The organism is Niabella soli DSM 19437 (assembly GCF_000243115.2).
In the GTDB taxonomy this organism is placed as follows: Bacteria; Bacteroidota; Bacteroidia; order Chitinophagales; family Chitinophagaceae; genus Niabella; species Niabella soli.
In genome coordinates this window covers 3,800,241-3,817,928 of record NZ_CP007035.1, presented here as the reverse complement: position 1 = coordinate 3,817,928, position 17,688 = coordinate 3,800,241, and the positions used below count along the sequence as shown (strand labels likewise).

Here is a 17,688-nt window from a genome sequence, read left to right as displayed (position 1 = left end):
GCAAATTCAATTATCGGCAGCCAATAGTGCTTTTGTTAATTGTTTTCCTCCGTGAAATTTGCAGCCCTGATTGAATAGCTCCCCATGCTGCTTTCAGGCAGCTTTTGGGAAATGCGTTTGCTGCCCGGACGCCTTATCAAACGCTCCGTCTTCGGGCAATATGATCTGGATTGCGAAAATGTATTTGAAGTAATAAGCGGTAACAAGCGCGGCGGGTATGCTGATGGACAGCCAGGTGGCCATATCCCTGGCAATGCCCTGCAAATCCTTATAGTAAAGCAGGTATGCGCCCAGCCCTATAACAATACCGGCTACCGCCGCAAGAAAATAACCGATCATGCATTGCCATACCCACTTTGCCGGAAATTTAACCTGCGATTTTAATTGTATGGCATTGATGATACCAATTGACAGGAACATAAATAAAATGTCGAAGGGGACGAACAATGTATAATAACCGAGCCAGAATACCCATGGAGTAAAGAATAAAAACGGCCAGATGCCAGTCAGCGGCTTCCGTTTACCCGCCATTTGGAAGGTGTTGTTCTGCATTCGTACAAGAAACAGCACAAAAACAATTACGGACAACGTGTGCATAATAAACTGCGGGGTTGTTAGCAGTTTATCATGATCGCCGGTTAGTCCGTGTGCAATAAGCGGATGTAAAAATCCCAGCGAGCCAGCGTAAACGGCCAAGTTGCCCGTTATCCATTTTTTAAAAAACATTTTTTTACCTGATTTCATAATTTTGTGATTAATAGTGCAAAGTACCCCCCAGTTACAGTCAGGGAAAAGGGTATTTTCTGCCCGAAACGATATATTTTATGCCATGGGTTTACAAGGAACAGTCATTCGCTCTATTTTTCAGACTGCTGCTTCATTTGGTGCGGCCTTCGATACGCTTTGCCAGCTATCCGGCATCAACCCGGAAGAAATCAACGATTCTGAAAATATGGTTGAATGGGAGAAAGCGGCACTTATTTGGGTGCCCTTATTAAAATTGTCGGGAGATCCGTTGATTGGCCTGCGTATAGGTATGAGCGCAGACAAATCGCTTCATGGAATGGTTGGTTTTTTGATCCAAAGCTGTAAGGACCTTAACCAGGCATTGGAGCTATTTGCCCGGTATGGCCATATGTCATCGCCGATGGTTGCATACCGGTATACGGTTAAGCAGGTGGCGGTTCTTGAGATCACACAGAATAAACTATGGCTGATGAAATATCCCGAGCCCGGAAGACATGCCAATGATTTTTTATTGGCCACAATTGTCAATACCTGCAGAGCCCTGTCAGGAAAGCACATTGTTCCGGCAAGGGTTGAACTGGCCTTTGAGATGCGGGAAATTTCGGCATACCGGGATTTTTTTGGCTGTGACGTGCTTTTTAATAAGGAGATTAACCGTATTGTTTTAAGTAAAGAAGACATATCAACAGCAATACTAACGAGTGATCAATCCATGTTTCAGTTGTTCAACTCCATTGTAGCGGATAAGCAGGCACTGTTGACGTCCAATAGTACCGTAGAAAATTTAAAACAGGTACTCTTCATGCAATTCAAGGGCAGAATACCTACAATTGAAGAAGCAGCTTTCGCATTGAATATGACGCCCCGGCATCTGCAACGCAGGCTGCTGCAGGAGCAAACCACCTTTCGGGATATTGCCGGGGCAACAAGAAAAGAAATTGCTTTACAGCTTATGCAAAACCCAGCCATAAAAATATCTGAGGTTTCCGACATCCTGGGTTACTCAGATCTTACGGCATTTAGAAAGGCATTTAAATCGTGGGCGAATGCAACACCAAGCGCAATCAGGAAGGGGTCGGCATAAAAGCGATTTACGATGCGCAAGTTTGCTATTGGAGGTGCCTAAATCAAGCGGCAAACCTTAGGAAACTTCTATTTTGTCATGCCAGCATTATGTTGAGCCAATCGATGCTCAAGATTTTGACAATGCCCTTTGTAATAATAATCATGCTCAACGCTTTTCAAGACGTATGCGTAAAACATAAGGCAAAATTTGTAGAGCGGACCGGAAAATTAGCGAACTTAATCATTGAGGACTTGCTGAAGTTTTGTGAATTGCCGGACTACTCAAATGGCGACAATAAAAGTTCATCATCTTAAAAATGAAAAGGACGAATATTTAGTTATAGAAGGCAAAATGATCAGAATATGAAAAAAAATAGATTAAGCATTATTTAAACAAACCTGGCATCCATATAGGTAGATCTTTCACCTCCTTTTTTGCTTCTTCTGAAACAGGTATTTTTAATTTACCAAAATAGCTACTCAGGTTTTTTCCTATGGCTTTTGAAAACAATACAAAATATTGATTCCGGCGATCGTCATTGTTTTTTTTATAAAGTTGGGACAAGTTCCGGCCGCCATATTGCGCATTGTAAAGTTCCCGTAACGACTGGTTTAATTTCCTGATCGCCTCCCAGCCAAAAGTGTCAATAACTGGATAAAAGAGTGTAAAGAGTTGTAAAAAAGGATCACTTTTCCAGGTTTCATAATCAGGAGCAGCAATGTATGATTTGATTGCTTTCAGGATACTATCCCTTGGGGACCCGTCCCTGGCGTGATAAAGATCCTTTCCTAAGATTGTTTGATATACATATAATGTGTACAAATTCACGGTCACCTCACCCAGATCATCAAAATCAAGACCATCGAACTGGTGCCTGTGCCCCAGTTCGTGAAAATGGCCCCAGCTTCCCGAATCACGCAATTGCTGCTCATTCAGTATCCTGGTTAAACTACGATCGTTGGGCGCTACAATCTTTGATGGTACGGTAAACAGGGCTCCCCACTTAACATTATTATCAATAATGATCCGCTCCGGGTGTGGCCGATCCCTCGAAATAAAGGCCAGATCTGCATTGGCGTCCATTACCTCGTCCCAAAACTGCATTAACTTTTGCGGATGCTCAAGTTTACGAATGCTATCCGAGGGAACGGTCAAAATGAGCTTATCAGTTGCCAGTTCGGCCCAGGGAGCCGGGTTTTGTCGCAGTTTTTGCAGCCATTGTTTGTCCGTGGTTTTCCCCATCTGAAAAAAGGGGGCTTCCACGGCACCGGCAACAGTAACATTTAAACCGCTTCCATTATCTGTAACGGGGATCCCGAAATAAAGAAGCCCCCCGTACAGGGAATGGATCATTAATGTTCTCTTATCGAGGTTAAACGTTCGTACCAGATTCAATGGATTTCTGTAATATTCATTCGCATCCGAAACATCATCATCATGTATGCCGATTTGTGCCATCAGCCACCGGGAGGTATCTTTTATATCGGCCAGGGTAATCGTAACCATATCACCCGGGGCTACATACAGCCCGGTACTATACAACCGCCTGAATGAACTATCCGGTTCCGGCAACCCGCTCCATTTATTGGAGAATTTTATCTGTAGCTTCCTGGTTATCCGCGAAGCATTATCCGGCACCATGCCCGGAAACTCCCCGTTAGTCGTTGCCCTGTAGGTTGAATCCTTTTCATAAGCAAGGTAATCCCTGTTTATCCGGTTCAGATATTTAAAAAGATCTGGCCAGTAGGTAGTAACCAATGGTTTTTTCAGCGAAGCGGTATCGGAATACTTATTAGCGGGATCTTCTATCAGATTGCAAAGATCCTGATGCGCTTTAATATCCTTGGGGGCCACAAAAAGAATTAATTTTAAAATCGTCAACGGCACAATCTCTGCACCTTTGTGATAAAACAGATCATAATACCTATAGTTTGCCAAATTCGAAAGGATGCTATCCACGATCAGGTACTTTGGGACCGCTGAAATGCGCAATGTGTCATCCGTTGATCTTGTATGAATCGGGTTTGCCACATGGTACAGCCCCGCCTTAAGTAGAAGACTATCCATATTTGTTGTAAATATGGGATCATCTGAATTTTTATTCTGCTCAAAAAGGGATGACACATACACTAAGGTACCGCCACTCCGTACAAATGCATCCAGCTTTTGCATATATGAATGACCGGCCGGCTCATTGGTAACGAAAATAACTTTGTTATCAGACAGCCGTTGCGGATTCAGACTACCTGCAGAGACGTTTGTTGTATTAGCCATTGTAATCAACCGTTCAAACCCAGGCAGCTCAAATCCCGCGCTGGCGCCGGATGCTCCGGACCAATCAAAAACATTTTTCCAGAACCGGATAATATTTGGATTTTGAATGAGCGGCGGTTCCAGATAAGCATTGCTCCCTACGACTAAAATCCTGCCTTTTCCATAACGCCCTGTTATAATTCCGGGTACATATAATTCTTTGGAGGGATCATTGTGTAGATTCTGGTAGGCAATAACCTGTGCCTCATAATCCAAAGGGTAAGTTGCCAGCACCTGGTTGGTGTCCGGTGGCAATGGAAGTTCTTTTATATCTTTTAACAGCCAATCCCGGTCCGATCTTGTTTGACCAAAAGATGAAACAATGGTACAAAGAAAACAAATCGAAAAAAAATACGCTTTGAAATGGTTAGCTATCGCTTTCCTCATTCATCAATTTACTGAACTAATGTGAAATATACAAGTATTTCTACAAGATTTGGAGGAGCTATTTCAGTTGAGATTCTTCAACTTATTTTAAAAAAATGTAGTCCCGACAAGAATCGAACTTGTATCTAGAGTTTAGGAAACTCCTATTCTATCCATTGAACTACGGGACCAAAATGGGTGGCAAATATAGGAAAGAATTATTTTTTAGCATAAAATCGAAACGCCTGCCCCTAAACCAGTTCATGATTCTTACCCGTACAACTCAAAATGCACGGCTTTTTTATCAAATCCCATACCCACAACACGCTGACGGGCTTCGTCGATCATATTCTTCCAGCCGCATAAAAAGAAATTGCTGTGCGGCTTTCCCTGGCTATATGCTTCATAAATAGCATGCACATAGCCGGTTTTCCCCTCCCATTCCTCGCGCGACAGCGTGGGGATATAGTGAAAATATTCCAGTCCCAGGTTTTTCATTTCCTCAAAATATAAAAGGTCCTTTTGAGTGCGGCATCCGTAAATAAGGTAAATGTTTTTATGCGGAATATTTTCCCGCAATAACCAATGCACCATGCTTCTGAAAGGAGCAATGCCCGTTCCCGTACACACCAGGAACAGGTCCTGCTGCAAATGTTCCTCCTTTAAAGTAAACACCCCTGCCGGCCCGCGAAAGCTAATTTCCGTTCCCACTTTCCAGGTGTCAAACATCCAGGGTGTGGCCTGCCCGTCTTCCACCAGTACGATCAGCAGCTCATACACATTGGTGCCATCCGGGGCGCTGGCAATGGAATAACTGCGCCACCGTTTGTTGGGCTTCTCGTGGATCGGACAATCAATGGTTACAAATTGTCCGGCAACAAAATCAAACGACTCCAGTTCCGGCACTTCAATAAAGTACCGGCGGGTATTGTAGGTTTCCTCAATTACTTTTATGATCGTTCCTGTGCGCCAGGTTAAAGGCATGGCAATTTTTTGTTTGTAAGATAACCTTTTTTCGGAAACAGGAAAAGACGCAATCTTTTTGTTTAACCGCAAAGGCGCAAGGTTTTTTCCCTGGCTGCAGTGCAGATGGCATTAGCCTTGTCCCGATAGCTATCGGGACACTCTTGTACTGCAGTACCGGCAGCAGCTTCAGACCTGTGAGGTTTTAAAAACCTCACAGGTCTTTGCTTCGTATCCGCTTCCCAATTTTTTCTCCCGCTTTTACCAGGTTCGCCCGCGTGTTTTTAATCGCCGCTTCCAACGAAACGGGAGTCTCGTTAATAGAAAAAAGCCAGTCGAAATACTGATCCAGTGCGGCTCCTGGCGGCTCCGGCACTTTACCCGCCACGCCAATTACTTTGCAATGCTGTTTCTTCGCCATCCGGGCCACACCATAGGGTGCTTTACCTTCGAGGGTCTGCTGATCAATAGCCCCCTCTCCGGTGATGACCCAATCCGTTTCGGCCAACTGTTGCTCAAACTGTATCTCCCGTAAAAAATAATCGATCCCGTCCACTGCTTTTGCTTTACAAAAGGCAACCAATGCCGCCGCAACACCCCCCGCAGCACCGCTGTATTCCAACGCATTCATATTTATGCCGGTTGTCTTTTCTGCAACCCGTGTTAACTGTGTTAATACTTTTTCCAGCAACACCACGTCGGCAGGCGACGCCCCTTTCTGCGGACCAAAAACAGCAGCGGCCCCCTTATCTCCCAGCAACCGGTTCTTAACATCGCAAAGAATGGTGAGCTGCACAACGCTTAGGCGTTCATCCAATCCGGATGCATCAATGAAATCCAGTTCCTGTAAATCCTGGGGTAATTGTTGCAAAGAATTTCCGGATCTATTCACAAAACGAACGCCCAGCTCTTTTAAAATGCCGGTACCGCCGTCCACCGTAGCACTGCCGCCGATACATAGCAAAATTTCGGCAGCATTCATATCAAGCGCCGCTTTGATCAGTTGTCCGCAACCCGCCGTAGTAGCCATTTTTGGGGCATATTCTTCGGGCTTTAGCAGACGCAAACCCGACGCGTCGGCCATTTCAATAATGGCGGTCCGGGCTTTACTGATCCACCCAAAAGGAGCGGATATCCTTCTTCCAACAGGATCACTTACCCCACATTCTATTGTTTCCGCGTTAAAGTAATACTGCAATAGTGCACCGGTGCCATCGCCCCCATCGCCCACCGGGCAGCAGACCAACGTTGCGTCTAATCCGCTTTGCTCCAAACCCTCTTTTAAGGCAGCCGCCACCTCCGCTGCAGGCAGACTATTCTTAAAAGCATTGGGAGCTATGACTAGTTTCATCTATAAAATGATTAAGGACAAAAGATATACGGCTATAATCGCTACAACAGCCATACAAATCGTGGCCATACTATACACCCGCAATACCGGTTTTAATTCCTGACCCGAGAAATTAGTGATCACCCAAAAATAAGCATCATTTACATGTGATATGGCCATAGAGCCCGCGCCCATGGCCAGCACCGCAATCACCCGTCCGTTGGTATCATCCAGGTGCAATGCCGGCAGGAAGGGCACTACAATGGAAGCTGCTGTGAGGATTGCTACCGTAGACGAGCCTTGTGCTGTTTTTAAAATTGTTGCAACAAGGAACGGGAAAAATAGCCCCCAGGCATCCAGTCCTTCCATTCCTGCGAGGTGATCCTGTATTTTTAACGCGCTGATCACGGCTCCAAAAGCACCGCCTGCCCCAATGATCATTAATATACCGCCCGCTTTTTCCAACCCGTGGTGCGCGAGTTTATTCCATTCATTTCGCTCCCATTTTTTGGGAATGCACAATGCCAGCACTACACCTATTGCCAGCGCTATAGCAGGATCACCGACTAGCAACAGGGATTCAATCACTGTATTTTTAACGGGAACAATAGTTGTCATCATCGCTCTCAGCGCGATCAATACAATAGGAATAAGCACCGGCAAAAACGACAAGAAGGTTCCGGGAAGTTTTTCATTATCCGTAGTTGGTTCAGCAAACGGATCACTGGCAGCTATGGCACCGAATTTCTTTCCCTGCCACATTGCCCAGTAATAACCGGCCAGCATCGCAGGTACCGCAATGAGCAACCCGTATACGATCACCCGTCCAAAATCAGCATTTACCGTACCGGTTGCCGCGGTAACACCGGGATGTGGTGGAATAAAACAATGCACCGCATACAAACCGGTAGCCATTGCTGTGCTCATCACCGCTGTGGGGATCCTGGTTTTACGGATCATAGACTGGTTCAGCCCGCTTAACACCACATAACCCGAATCACAAAAAATGGGCAACCCCACCATAAAACCGGTCAGGCTCATGGCCAGCACGGTGCGTTTACTTCCTGCCCATTTTATAATAGCACTGGCCATTGCCGTGGTGGCCCCATTGGCTTCCAATACCAGACCCAGAACGGTGCCCAGTGCAATGATGAACCCCAGTGAGCTCATGATCCTTCCAAACCCTTCTTTCATGTTAGTAAGGAGGGCAGCAGCATCTATTCCCCCGATCCACCCGGTAACAAAACAGGCAATGAACAGGGAAAAAAAGGGGTGCATTTTGAAGCGTGCACTCAACAGGATGATGCAACTGATCCCCACAATAAGCGCAAAAACAATGGTAAGCATAGCCGATGCAATCGTAAATGGGTGAATAATGTTCGGGAAGATAAGTAATTTTAAAATTCGTCGTACCTTTGCAGCCCGATGCAAACGGAAGTGTTGAAGAATTTTTATAGCAATGACCCCCGCTGTTTACAAATAGCGAACGAACTCTCTTTGCTTCAACCCGCCCAATTGGCGCTTTCAGGCGTGTACGGCAGCGCCTCCCAATTTATTGTTGGAGCCTGTATGGCCCAAACGCCGGCCTTAAACCATGTTATTATTCTGAATGAACCGGAAGATGCCGCCTACTTTCAAAACACCCTGGAAAATATAACAGGCGCCCTGGATATTTTTTATTTCCCCTCTTCTTTTAAAACAACCCGGAATTATCAGCAACTGAACGCCTCGCATGTAATGTTGCGCACCGAGGCGCTGACCCGGTTTGCCGGCGGCGGAAATAAAAAGGTTCTGGTCACCTACGCCGATGCTATTTTTGAAAAAGTGGTGGTATCGGCCACGCTGGCTGAAAATATTATCCATCTTAAGACCGCAGACCAGCTGAATATAGAAGAACTGTTGTTAAAGCTGGACAAATACGGTTTTGAACGGAGTGATTTTGTGTATGAGCCCGGCCAGTTCGCCTTGCGCGGCGGCATCCTGGATATCTATTCTTTCGGCAATGATAAGCCTTATCGTATTGAGTTGTTTGGCAACGATATTGACTCCATACGAATTATTGACCCTGAAACACAGTTGAGTGAACGCAAATTACTGCAGGTATCCATTATTCCCAACGTGGATACACAGTTTGCTAAAGAGCAGCATGTTTCCCTATTCGAGTTCCTTCCCGAAAACACGGCCCTTTGGGTACAGGATGCTTCCCTGTGCGTAGAAAGATTGAAAGAGCATAGCGAAGAACTGGAACATTTCCTTGGACAACAGCAACTGAAAAGCCATTCCGATGACAACCGGGATGCCGATAGATTACTAAAAAGCAATGTAACAACCACCGATTTCATTACCGCAGCAGATTTTGAAGCGGCCCTGCAAATAAGGCCAGTCGTACATTTGGAGCAGGTTCCGGCAACTGTAACGCAGGAATTTGAATTTCACACCAAAGAACAACCGGCCTTTAACCGCCAGTTTGAGCTTTTAATAAAAGACCTCAAGGCACACGAAGCCCAGGGGTTTTCATTATATATCTTTTCCGAAAACCCTAAACAGTTGCAGCGGCTGCAATCCATTTTTGACGACCAGGAGGCGCAACTGGTATTCAATCCGGTTTCCGCAGCAATTCATTCGGGATTTGTTGATCAGGATCTGAAAATCCTTTGTTATACCGATCATGAAATTTTTCAGCGGTACCACAAATACAAGGTCAAGCAGGCCTATAACAAAAATAAAGCGATCACCCTGCGCACCCTGCGCGAACTGCAGCCGGGCGATTTTGTTACTCATATCGACCATGGGGTAGGCATCTACAGCGGGTTACAGAAAATGGACGTAAATGGCAAAACCCAGGAGGCCGTACGCATTATTTACAAGGACAAGGATGTGCTGTATGTGAACATCAACTCCCTGCATAAAATTGCCAAGTACACCGGCAAGGATGGCAGCGTGCCCAAGGTAAACAAGCTGGGCAGCGATGCCTGGACGCGTTTAAAGGAAAAGACAAAGACCAGGGTTAAAGAAATTGCTTTTGACCTCATCAAACTCTACGCCCAACGCAAGGCCCAGAAAGGATTTGCGCATACACCGGATAATTACCTGCAAACGGAACTGGAAGCGTCTTTTATTTATGAAGACACGCCGGACCAGAGCAAAGCTTCGGCGGATGTGAAAAAAGATATGGAATCTGAATCGCCTATGGACCGGCTGGTTTGCGGGGATGTGGGCTTTGGCAAAACGGAAGTTGCGATCCGCGCAGCCTTTAAAACCTGTGTGGATGGCAAACAGGCTGCCATACTGGTTCCTACCACCATCCTGGCCTTTCAGCACTATAAAACGTTTAAAGACCGTTTAAGAGAATTTCCGGTTACCGTTGATTTTATTAACCGTTTTAAAAGCAGTAAGGAAAAAAAGGAAACCCTTCAAAAACTAGCGGAAGGAAAAATTGATATCCTCGTAGGCACCCATGGTATCCTGGGCAAAGAAGTAAAATTCAAAGACCTGGGCATACTCGTCATTGATGAGGAACAAAAATTCGGTGTGGCCCATAAGGAAAAAATAAAAGTATTGCGCAGCACCATCGATTGCTTAACCCTTACCGCAACCCCCATCCCCCGTACCCTTCAGTTCTCACTGATGGGCGCACGGGACCTGAGCATTATCAACACGCCGCCACCCAACCGGCAACCGATACAAACCGAGGTGCAGGTATATAATGAGGACGTTATCCGCGATGCTATTTATTTTGAAACCGAACGTGGCGGGCAGGTCTTTTTTATCCATAACCGCGTGGCGGGATTGGCGGAAATGGCCACGATGATCCAGGGCCTTTGCCCGGATCTTTCGATCGGCTTTGCGCACGGGCAAATGGAAGGGCACCAACTGGAAGAAAAAATTCTGGATTTTATTGACCATCGTTATGATGTGTTGGTTTGCACCAATATCGTGGAAAGCGGGGTAGATATTCCCAATGTAAATACCATTATCATTAATAACGCACACCATTTTGGACTGAGCGACCTGCACCAGTTGCGTGGCCGCGTGGGGCGCAGCAATAAAAAGGCCTTTTGTTATTTGCTGGCGCCACCGATGAGCACATTGCCGGCCGATTCGCGTAAGCGCTTACAGACCCTGGAACAGCATAGTGAACTGGGCAGCGGCTTCCAGATCGCCATGCGCGACCTGGACATTCGGGGCGCGGGAAATTTGCTGGGAGGCGAACAAAGCGGCTTTATGGCCGAGATCGGTTTTGAAACCTATCAGAAGATCCTGGACGAAGCCATCCGGGAGCTAAAGCGCACACAGTTCAAAGAATTATTCAAGGATGAGATCAGCAAACAGGACGATTTTGTAAGCGACTGTACGATCGATACCGACCTGGAGATACTGATCCCTGATGATTATGTAGAAAGCATCACCGAACGCCTGTCGCTGTACCAGCGTTTGGACGACAGCGAATCGGAGGAAGCATTGAGCGTCCTGTACACCGAATTACAGGATCGCTTTGGTCCGGTACCACCGCCTGTCGACGATCTTTTCGAAACCATTAAATGCCGTAAACTGGCTGTGGAACTGGGTTTTGAGAAAATGACCCTCAAGAATGAAACCCTGCGCTGTCACTTTATTAACCGGCCGGACTCTCCTTATTTTGAGGCCCCGGTATTTCAAAAGATCATCCAATACGTACAAACCGGTACCAACAAGGCCCGGTTAAAACAAACCGGTCGCTTATTCTTACTGGTAGCCGGGCCTATCCCTTCTATGCAATCCCTCTATGATTTTCTGAAGGATATGCATGCGTTTTGTATGGCACAACCTTAAAAGGGCACTATCATTTTCACCACAAAATTTCTTCCCATATTGTAGATGCCGGAACGGCCGTTCGGGGTTTGAGTGTAATACTCAAAATATTTCAAACGGCTGAGATGCGACTGATATGCCCTGTCAAATAAATTGTCAGCTTTAAAAACAAGCTCAACATTTTTTGTTTCCTTGTATTTTATTTGCGTTGTCAGTCCAATATTAAACAAAATGTAAGACGGCGTTGCGGTTTCTGTTCCGTTTAATCCCAAATACCGGTTTTGTGTTGCAGCATATTCAATTTCAAATTTGGGTACCAGGCCAACTAAGTATTTTGACTTCGGCAGTATTTCCTGTGAAATACTGCTGTTGAGCATCTTTGGCGGTATCAGCGGCAAATATTCTCCCTCCGGGCCTTTTCTTTTAAAGCTCTTTCTTCGGTTAAAACCATAAACTATACTTATACTATAATCCCAGCAAAATCCTTTTAGATTTTGAGGACGTATGGCCATCCAAAACTCAGCTCCATAAAGTTGCGCTTTTGATTGCAGATATTGATACGTCCGGTTCCCCTGTGCATCAACTACCGGGTTTCCGGAGGCATCTGCTGCCATTGACATATAAATATAGTTTTGGATATTGTTGTTAAATAAACTGATCCCTCCCGACACTTCATCAAACTTCAAATGAATACCCAGATCTTCCTGCAATGAAAACTCCGGATTAAAATTTCTGTTTCCTAAATAAATGATGTGCGCTCCGGGGTCAAGACCGTTACTACCTATTTCTGTTAGGTTGGGCGCCCTGTACGCTCTTCCGATATTTGCCTTTAAGCTGATGTTCTTTGTGGCCTGAAAAGTGGCTCCAATACTCCCGCTGATTCCGTAAAACAATTTTTCATAAGCTGCAAATTGTAACTCAGCGTTGGGGCTGTGGGAATTGAGTTGTTTTGCAAATCCTGTTGCCGGGTTTTTTCCTACATAGAAATCATTCCACCTAACATATCTCAGATCGTAACGAACCCCACCGCTGATACTCCATTTATTTTGTTTCCATTTCGCATATAAATAAATGCCCCCATCATATAAATTGTAATCAGGGATAGGAAAATCCGTTGCGTCCCTATTTTTATTGCTTTGTATCATTCCGTTGATGCCGATGGCAGTTTCGATATGGAAAAATTCCGGCGCATTGTATCGAATACCATAATTTAAGGTTTGTAATCTCATATACATTCCTGCCTGTTTCGGCGCTGTGGGATGTGTGTATTCCCTGCGGATGTTTTGCTGCCCTCCCAACAGAATGTCAATATTGCTATTTCCAATTTTATAAAAACTACGCAGATAGGCTCTGTAATGCTGAATATGTTGTGATAAATCGGGGACTTTATAAGAGCCTAACGCTTTATGGGAAACTATCGGACGATCAACAATATCATCAGCATCACCTTCAAATACCTGTTTGGTAAACTTCCTGCTTAGCGAGTCCCTGCTGCCGTCCGGAATACCCTGCCGGTTGTCATATAAAGTAACGTTCAGGTGCGTGTATCCTTTTTCAGATTTATATCCCGCCAAAGCAGAGAAATTCTTTACATTGAAATTAGTCAGGTAAACCCTGCCGTCTACAGGATTACGATAATTTCTGGCCATTCTGTAAGAGCCATTCAAAGCAAACAAAAAATGTTTACCGGCATAATCCAGTTGCATACCATCACCGGTCAGGTTGTTATTTGTCTGATATTCGCTGGTGAATTTACCATGCAGGCTACCGTCTTCCTGTTTAGGTATATGGGGAAACAAGCTTATCACGCCGGCAATGGCATCTGAACCGTATAAAACACTTGCAGGCCCTTTTATAACTTCGGCTTTTTCTATGTTGTAATCGTCTACTTCAATTCCGTGCTCATCGCCGTATTGCTGTCCCTCCTGGCGAACACCGTCATATAATGTAAGTACCCTATTATAGCCCAACCCGTGAATAAAAGGCTTCGAAATATTTGGGCCGGTTTTAACGGCTTTTAAACCCGGAACGTTTTTTACGAGTACATCAATAATATTACCTGCTGCTGCCCTTTCGATTTGTTTGGCAGCAACAAGCGTAATAGAAACGGGGTTTTCTCTGAGCAAAGCAGCGCGTGTTGTTCCGGTGACAACAATTTCTTCCAGTTTAACAGAGCGTGGTTTTAAAAGAACAGTATAATGATCCTGATCGGAATTGATTTGTAATGTGTCTGCTTCATACCCCAAAGCCTGCAAGACCAGCACCACATTATTCTCGTTTGGTGCAAAATCGATCTTAAAGTTCCCTTTTCCGTTGGATACGGTCCCATTGTTTGCGTTTTGTTGTATCAAACTACAGTATCCAACAGGTTGTTTAGTGGCTAAATCCTTAACCGAGCCTGTAATGGTTCGTTGTTGCGATTGACTGAATACCACAATAGGGATAAGTAGTACCAGTAAAAGGATTCCTTTCATTTTCCTATTTATAATTTGATTAGCGAAACTAATATAGTTAGGTCGGCCTAAAAAATATATTTAGATATATATTTTTATCTTTGTGAGATGGTATCACAAGCGGAAGAAAATTATTTGAAAACCTTGTTTCATCTAACCAATGAAATAACGAACAAAACAGTTGCGGGAACGAACGAACTGGCAATGCTTTTAGATGTAAAGCCTGCAACAGCCAACGATATGTTGAAAAAGCTAAAGGAAAAGGGGTTTGTTTCTTATGAAAAGTATGGGAAGATCGCTTTAACTGCTAAAGGAAAAGACCTGGCCGTAGGAATCGTCAGGAAACACCGCCTTTGGGAAACATTCCTGTACGAAAAATTAGGATTTTTCTGGGATGAAGTCCATGAGGTGGCTGAACAATTAGAGCATATAAAATCCCCCAAGCTGGTTGATCAACTGGAAAAGTTCCTGGGTTTTCCTGAAATTGACCCTCACGGAGACCCGATTCCTAATGCAAAAGGGGAGATAAAACCAGTAAAACGCAAGACTTTGGCAGAAATCGGCGTAAATAAAACCTGCAAACTGGTTGCTGTAAAAGATAATAGTTCTTCTTTTTTACAATATGTTGTTAAGCTGGGCTTAGGCTTAAGCAGCAAAATAAAAGTAATAAGTCAGCAGGAATTTGACGGTTCTTTAGAGATAGAAGTTAATGGCGTCTGCTCTTTAGTGAGTAAAAAAGTAGCTGAAAATTTATATGTCATTTGAGTAACGCCGCCTGTCCACCGCCTCTTAGAAAATGCTCTTTTCATACATTTAGAAAACATTTAAAAAGTGAAATAAAACGGTCTTACAAATAGAATTAACTTTAACTTCTGTGGTATTTGAAAACAAAAAATAAACAGAAACTGTCCGAATGGAAGGCTCATGGTTGAAATAAAAAATTTTGATGCCCTTGCTGATGCCGGCAAACCCCGGCGCATCATGAAATACGTTTTAGTGTTTTGCACCTCGGGGCCGATCCACATGATTATTGATGAAAAGGAATTTTCACTGGCAAAGGGAGATGTGGTCACTATTACATCGGGGCAGGTACATCAATTCAATAAAACAAAAAAAGCAAGCGGCTTCATACTCGAATTTACGCTCGACTTTTTCAGTAAGGACGATAAAGATATCGAGCTTATTTTTCACAACGGTTTGTTTTGTCATTTTGCAATGAACGAGGTCATCTCAGTGGACATCACAATTGTTGAAGAACAATTAAAAAACATACAAAAGGAATTGGAGGAGCAACCTTACCAATATCTTATCTCCGTACATAGTCGTATCGAATTAATACTGGTAGCTATCAACCGTGCAAAAGTGAAACGGGGTGATGAGATATGGAAGCCCGAAGCCCTGTTCCTGAAATTTCTGGAAGCCGTAAGAGCTAATTTTGAACATAATTATCCTTTGTCAACCTTTGCCCGGCTGCTACACACTACAGAAGCAAAGCTGAATGAACAGGCAAAACTCCATGCCGGCAAAACCGCACAGCATGTGATTTACGGGCTCATTGCTTCAGAAGCGAAACGGTTGCTCACCTACGAAAATTTATCGGTCAAAGAAGTAGCGTATAAACTTGGCTTTAACGATCCTTTCTATTTCTCTAATTTCTTCAAAAAACATACAAAGCTTTCGCCCAAACAATACAAGCACCATTTCTCCTTATAGATTTTACATGTTTTTCTCAGGATCCTCTATTCTTTAAAGGACCGCCTGTTGCCATCTTTGTGTTGCAATGATACTTCACTAATAAAAACAACACAATGAAAATCAGTCAGAGCAGTGCAGCGCTTTTTCTGCGTTTGGCATTGGCATCCGGGTTCCTTTCTGCGGTAGCCAGCCGGCTGGGGCTATGGGGCAAACAATCATCCGGCTGGAGCGCCTTTGTTTCTTATACGGCACAGGTAAATGCATTCGTTCCAAAAAACTGGGTTTTAGCCATTGCCGTGATAAGCACCGTACTGGAAACAACACTGGGTGTTTTATTGCTTGCAGGGTATAAAACAAATTACGCAGCAGCGGCTGCAGGGTTGCTTACTTTATTGTTTGCGATAGCCATGAGTAGCTCTTCAGGCATAAAAGAGCCAATGGACTACTCCGTATTTGCCTTTAGCGCAGGAGCTTTTTTGCTGGCAACAATGCCCTGTTACAAATGGAGCATCGATCAATTATTAATCAAGTAAATTTTAAAAATGAACAGCACAAACATCAGCGACTACATCGTTCGCAACAACAAAGAATGGCAACCTCTTATTGAAAAAGGCATTCATTACAAAGGCATTTCGGTGATCTCCCTGCATTATGATGCCGCAAAACAACGGTCCACCACGATCCTTCTGAAATTTGAATCTGGTGCCAGCTATCCCTATCATAATCATCCGGGGGGTGAGGAGTTGTTCGTTTTAAACGGAACAGCAGTATTGGAAAAGGTAATCCTTAACCACGGCGACTACTTATATACTCCACCCAATTTTAAACATTCCGTTACTACAGAAAAAGGCTGTACGCTGCTTTTTGTGATCCCGGAAGAGGTCGAGATCTTATAACTCGGGTTATTTCGCAATCACCACATTACTAAAATAAACCTTGGCATCATTGTCCGTGTGCATGGGCGCGCTGATGAAAAAATATTTCGCGGCATTTTCGCGGAACATTTTTGAATCCAGCACTTTTGTTTTATCAATATACACTTTCATTTGTTCTCCGTCCACCGCAATAGCTATATGGCGTGCGGCATTGGCAAAAACAGAAAGATCAAAATTGGTATAGCTCGATTTATTTACAGGGCCTGCAAAGCTGGATATCTTATCCCTGTTATAAAACTCAAGCTGGGTATGCGCAATATCTCCTTCATTAAATTCGGAAACACTGTTATTGTTGGCAAAGCCAAAAGTTACCGGGTTAATATCGCCTATTTTATCACAACTGGTCAACAAATCAAATTCAATGGTAAACTGTACCGGCAATTTATAGTTCCGATTCAGTTTATAGGTAGCCCCGTTTTGCAGCTCCAGCCAGGTTCCGGCAATGTCACCAGACTTTACCAGTTGCCCGCTGCCATTGGTCTTCCAGTTATTAGGCAGGGCGCCTGTTGCGAATTTGTCAAAATTGCTTTTAAACAGGACCGAATCGCCCGCCTTAAAATCAAAACCTCCAGACATGCTGATCCGTTTTTTTCCTGTTTCTTCACTGGTCGTAGTACTTTCGGCTGAAGGTGAGGCCCCCTCCAGCCCCTTATCAACGGCATTCCGGGCCTTCTGTTCCAGTTTGTCCTTTGCCTTTCCCAGCACACCGGAAAACTGGGCCTCTGCGCCACAAAATAACAATAGGAATGCCATGGAAATGCCGGAACATTTAAACGCGAATGATTGGTTCTTCATATAAAATATATCAGTTTAGTTAAATAGGTGCGCTCGGGTAGTATTTCATGGCGAAACTTTTTGTAACCTGACGCAGTTCGTCAAAAACAAGCAAATATTATGCCCGGGACTTTTGCATGGACACGCTGAACACTATTTTTTGAAGAAATTTTTAATTCGGAGCCGGGCGCGACTAAAAGGTATTTTTCGGCCGGAAAGACGGAGACACAGTAAGTTAAGGGCAGTTAAAAATAT

General features: G+C 44.3%; 14 protein-coding genes and 1 tRNA gene. 6 read left to right on the top strand and 9 right to left on the bottom strand.

Features of this window, described 5'->3' with window-relative positions:
- Positions 1 to 93: 93 nt before the first annotated feature.
- Positions 94 to 744 carry a hypothetical protein gene (locus tag NIASO_RS16040; RefSeq protein WP_025299062.1) on the bottom strand — a complete coding sequence of 217 codons (651 nt, stop codon included), beginning with the start codon at positions 742 to 744 and terminating at the stop codon, positions 94 to 96.
- 85 nt (positions 745 to 829) lie between these two features.
- Between NIASO_RS16040 and NIASO_RS16035 the strand changes: the two genes are divergently transcribed.
- Entirely contained in the window at positions 830 to 1,831 is a 1,002-nt protein-coding gene (locus NIASO_RS16035; RefSeq protein WP_008587580.1) for an AraC family transcriptional regulator, read from the top strand.
- A gap of 68 nt (positions 1,832 to 1,899) precedes the next feature.
- Here NIASO_RS16035 and NIASO_RS20665 read toward each other — a convergent pair whose 3' ends face one another.
- The 6 genes from NIASO_RS20665 to NIASO_RS16005 all read right to left on the bottom strand — a co-directional run bounded on the left by NIASO_RS20665 (position 1,900) and on the right by NIASO_RS16005 (position 8,132).
- Positions 1,900 to 2,010, bottom strand: a complete 111-nt coding sequence (locus NIASO_RS20665) for a GIY-YIG nuclease family protein (RefSeq protein ID WP_157547251.1) — start codon at positions 2,008 to 2,010, stop codon at positions 1,900 to 1,902.
- A 187-nt stretch (positions 2,011 to 2,197) separates the two neighbouring features.
- Positions 2,198 to 4,513, bottom strand: coding sequence for a M60 family metallopeptidase (locus tag NIASO_RS16025; RefSeq protein WP_008587577.1), 2,316 nt, complete (start codon positions 4,511 to 4,513; stop codon positions 2,198 to 2,200).
- A gap of 98 nt (positions 4,514 to 4,611) precedes the next feature.
- Positions 4,612 to 4,683: transfer RNA gene (locus tag NIASO_RS16020), tRNA-Arg, on the bottom strand.
- Positions 4,684 to 4,762: 79 nt separating this feature from the next.
- Positions 4,763 to 5,476, bottom strand: coding sequence for a ferredoxin--NADP reductase (locus NIASO_RS16015; protein ID WP_008587575.1), 714 nt, complete (start codon positions 5,474 to 5,476; stop codon positions 4,763 to 4,765).
- A 193-nt stretch (positions 5,477 to 5,669) separates the two neighbouring features.
- Positions 5,670 to 6,806, bottom strand: coding sequence for a glycerate kinase (locus tag NIASO_RS16010; protein WP_008587574.1), 1,137 nt, complete (start codon positions 6,804 to 6,806; stop codon positions 5,670 to 5,672).
- Positions 6,807 to 8,132, bottom strand: a complete 1,326-nt coding sequence (locus tag NIASO_RS16005; RefSeq protein ID WP_008587572.1) for a GntP family permease — start codon at positions 8,130 to 8,132, stop codon at positions 6,807 to 6,809.
- 78 nt (positions 8,133 to 8,210) lie between these two features.
- On the opposite strand from NIASO_RS16005, the gene mfd reads away from it, so the two are divergent.
- Positions 8,211 to 11,597: a transcription-repair coupling factor gene (gene mfd, locus NIASO_RS16000; RefSeq protein WP_008587570.1), complete on the top strand. Its 3,387-nt coding sequence runs from the start codon at positions 8,211 to 8,213 to the stop codon at positions 11,595 to 11,597.
- Here the strand turns inward: mfd and NIASO_RS15995 are convergent.
- On the bottom strand, positions 11,594 to 14,050 hold the full coding sequence (locus NIASO_RS15995) for a TonB-dependent receptor (protein ID WP_008587568.1): 2,457 nt from the start codon (positions 14,048 to 14,050) through the stop codon (positions 11,594 to 11,596). The two genes, mfd and NIASO_RS15995, sit on opposite strands and share 4 nt — an antisense overlap.
- Positions 14,051 to 14,164: 114 nt before the next feature.
- On the opposite strand from NIASO_RS15995, the gene NIASO_RS15990 reads away from it, so the two are divergent.
- The 4 genes from NIASO_RS15990 to NIASO_RS15975 all read left to right on the top strand — a co-directional run bounded on the left by NIASO_RS15990 (position 14,165) and on the right by NIASO_RS15975 (position 16,620).
- The gene (locus NIASO_RS15990; RefSeq protein WP_245605194.1) at positions 14,165 to 14,794 is read left to right on the top strand and encodes a metal-dependent transcriptional regulator; all 630 of its coding nucleotides are present in this window, start codon (positions 14,165 to 14,167) and stop codon (positions 14,792 to 14,794) included.
- 159 nt (positions 14,795 to 14,953) lie between these two features.
- The gene (locus tag NIASO_RS15985; protein WP_008587565.1) at positions 14,954 to 15,742 is read left to right on the top strand and encodes an AraC family transcriptional regulator; all 789 of its coding nucleotides are present in this window, start codon (positions 14,954 to 14,956) and stop codon (positions 15,740 to 15,742) included.
- A 95-nt stretch (positions 15,743 to 15,837) separates the two neighbouring features.
- Complete coding sequence (locus NIASO_RS15980) at positions 15,838 to 16,257, top strand: hypothetical protein (RefSeq protein ID WP_008587563.1); 420 nt, start codon at positions 15,838 to 15,840, stop codon at positions 16,255 to 16,257.
- Positions 16,258 to 16,266: 9 nt separating this feature from the next.
- Positions 16,267 to 16,620: a cupin domain-containing protein gene (locus tag NIASO_RS15975; RefSeq protein WP_008587561.1), complete on the top strand. Its 354-nt coding sequence runs from the start codon at positions 16,267 to 16,269 to the stop codon at positions 16,618 to 16,620.
- Positions 16,621 to 16,626: 6 nt separating this feature from the next.
- Here the strand turns inward: NIASO_RS15975 and NIASO_RS15970 are convergent, their stop codons facing one another.
- A complete protein-coding gene (locus NIASO_RS15970; RefSeq protein ID WP_044046337.1) occupies positions 16,627 to 17,412 on the bottom strand; it encodes a hypothetical protein in 786 nt (261 codons plus the stop codon).
- Between the last annotated feature and the right edge of the window lie 276 nt (positions 17,413 to 17,688).